General features: G+C 50.0%; 2 protein-coding genes and 1 pseudogene. All 3 read left to right on the forward strand.

Annotation, left to right across the window (positions count from 1 at the left end):
• Window positions 1-183 precede the first annotated feature (183 nt).
• Window positions 184-1587, forward strand: coding sequence for a hypothetical protein (locus C4B57_11995; GenBank protein PXF50555.1), 1404 nt, complete (start codon window positions 184-186; stop codon window positions 1585-1587).
• Between the two features lie 101 nt (window positions 1588-1688).
• Window positions 1689-2600 (forward strand): annotated as a pseudogene (locus C4B57_12000) (nitrate ABC transporter substrate-binding protein).
• On the forward strand, window positions 2597-2892 hold a 296-nt coding region (locus tag C4B57_12005), incomplete at its 3' end, for an ABC transporter permease (GenBank protein PXF50556.1). The pseudogene C4B57_12000 and the gene C4B57_12005, both read left to right, overlap by 4 nt.

Below are 2892 nucleotides of genomic sequence, written 5' to 3' on the forward strand. Positions count from 1 at the left end.
GAGACCCTCCCCCGTTCTCCTCCGCTGCGCTCCGGAGCCGGGGGTTTCCCATGCTGCGAAGACCAAGAAAACTACAGGGCTGACGCAAATCGTTTTCAGAAGGAGCTCCCCTGTGTGACCGGCTGCCAGTGGACCACGGACGGGTTCATAAGAATATTTACATAGAAATTACGGTCATAGGACATGTCCGTAGGTAGGGATGCAGCACACAAACTCTATAAGAAAGTAATTGTTATGTGGAAGAAATGTCTTCTTGCGTTTTTAACTTTGTTTGCCTTTGTCTCTTCTCCTGCTGTTGCGGATGACCTGCTCAGGATTAACGCTGATATAAGATACAGGTGGGAATATGAGGACAACTTCAATCAGAAGTTTTACGGGAAAAATCCCCCGAAAGGCGACTCGGATGACGGGTTTCTGCTTCAAAGGATTCGACTCACCTTCGATTTCAACCCGCACAAGAATGTGCATATCTCTGCGGGCTTACAGGATTCAAGGGCCTATGATGTAGCCCTTCCTGATGACGCCTTCTATAACTCAAAATTGGGACTTGAGCACAATCCAAACAAAGATTATTTGGAGCCATTTGACACCTACCTTGAGCTGAAAAATCTTTTTGGCAGGAAACTCAGTCTAAAAGGGGGCAGGCAGATCATAGCCTATGGTGACAAAAGGATTTTTGGTCCCGGTGAATGGGGAAATACTGGGCGATATATATGGGATGCAGTAAAACTGTCATACAGATTTGGAGATAACTTTGTAGATACATTCTACGGGAGAAACATTATCCATGAACCTGACAGGTTCTCATTAGATCACCGTCACCTCTTTGAAGGTTGTGCTGTCTATAGCCATTTCCTTATTCCGATGCAGGGCAGGGGCTTCTATTTGGAGCCCTTTTTTGTAAGGAAATGGGATACGCACGCAAATTTTAAAAGCGAAGACAATACCTTTGATGATTTTTATTCAAATTATTACGGCTTAAGGACCTATGCCGAAATCCTTCCCGGGTTTGATTACGATTTTACCTTTGTCTGGCAGACCGGCGAGTGGGGAAATGACGACTTAGAGGCCTATGGTTACCATCTGTTTGCCGGCTATAAATTCAGGACGGTTCCTTGGACTCCGCGGATCAGCGCTGAATTTTCCTATGCCTCCGGAGACGGGAACCCCACAGACGGTGACAGAGGCACCTTTGACGGGGTTTTCGGGGCCAGGGATAGAATGTACGGCCGGATGAACCTGATGGACTGGAAGAATCTGCAGGATGCCCAGGCCAATCTGGAATTCAAGCCCCTTAAAAACCTGGGCTTCAAGGCGGAGTTGCACAGGTTCTGGCTTGCAGAAGACAAAGACGCCTGGTACCAGAACCAAAAGGTCTATAAGGACAAAACCGGCAAATCAGGTAACGAACTCGGGGTGGAATTTGACATTATCGGGAAATATATCACTCCCTTCAAGGGACTGGAATTCCAATTCGGCTATGGCCATTTCTGGTCCGGAGAATTTGTCAAAAAGATGGCCGATGATGTTGAGGCCGACTGGTGTTTCCTCCAGCTTCACTACCGGTTTTTCGAGGCTCTCCTGTGAATGTTTTTAGAGACATCAAAAAACTCAATCTGCTGGTTGTTGCATTATTCCTTTGCCTCTCCCCTTCTGTCACTCTTGCTCAGGAAGGGCAGAATATAGGCATGGCCGTAGAGTTTATGGATCATGCTGCCTGTGCCTACGTGGCCGGGGACAAGAGTTGGTTTAAAAAGGAAGGGCTCGAGCTATCTACCTATGAAAGCTATGTGACCGGCATGGCCCTGACTGCGGCCCTGGCCCGGGGAGATATTCAGGCGGCCTATATCTGTCTGGTGCCGGCCATAAATGTCTATGCCAATGCCGGGGTGCCCATAAAGATCATTGCCGGGACACATAGATACGGCTACGGCCTGGTAGCCGACCCCAGGAAGGTAAAGACCGTTAAGGACCTGGAGAGACCCGGCCTCCGGATCGGCTGTGTCAGGGAGGGCGGGGCCGTGGACGTCCTTCTTCATAAGACTATTGACTGATATGGTCTTGATCCGTCCAGGATATTAAATAAGGTCCAGCGGATGAACCCGCCGAGACAGTTACTGGCAATCAAAATGGGCCGGATTGATGCCGCCTTTCTGCCGGAACAGTGGGCCAGCATGGCCGAAGATTACGGCTTTAAAATGTTGCTCACGGCCCAGGATCTCTGGCCCAGGATGCAGGGAAGCGTTCTGGTGGTCAAAGAAGAATTGATAAGGAAGCACCCGGATATAGTCAGAAGATTGGTAAGGGTGACCCAGAAGGCAACCGATTGGGTTAACCGGCATCCGGAAGAGGCTGCGGCCGTTATGGCCCGGCAGTTTTCAATAACCGTGGAGAAAGTCCTGCCGGTCAAGGTGGTCAAGACGGCCGCCAGGTTTGAGATCACCCCTGAGGTCCTGAAGCGCTCTATGGGCCGGTTGGAATATACCACTTCTATCGATCCGGAAATGGTGCAAGAGGTGATAGATTATACGGCCGGGCTGGGTTACATAAGAAACAGCTTCAAGGCCGGGGATATCCTGGATCTGAGATCTTTAAGATGAACCGGGTCGGGAAAATAAGGCCAAGGTGGGGGATAATACCTGTAGCCATATTTCTGGCTATATGGGAGATCACCGCCCGCCTCGATCTTGTTCCGGGCCACTTTTTCTTTCCTCCTTTCTCGGAAGTTTTACGGGAATTTTATGAGTTGAGTGCCAACGGGGTCTTGGCAGCGAATTTTCTCAGCAGCCTGACCCGGGTCCTGATCGGCTTTTGCACCGGCTCTATGGCCGGGCTGGCCATTGGTATCCTGATGGGATGGAGCAATATCCTGGATAAGGCCTTCAGCCCCTT

It is taken from the genome of Deltaproteobacteria bacterium, from assembly GCA_003194485.1.
In the GTDB taxonomy this organism is placed as follows: Bacteria; Desulfobacterota; Dissulfuribacteria; order Dissulfuribacterales; family UBA3076; genus UBA3076.

Bases quoted from the DNA above. Each gene is read 5' to 3' on its own strand.
- C4B57_11995 (PXF50555.1), top strand. From the start codon at position 184: ATGTCCGTAGGTAGGGATGCAGCACACAAACTCTATAAGAAAGTAATT.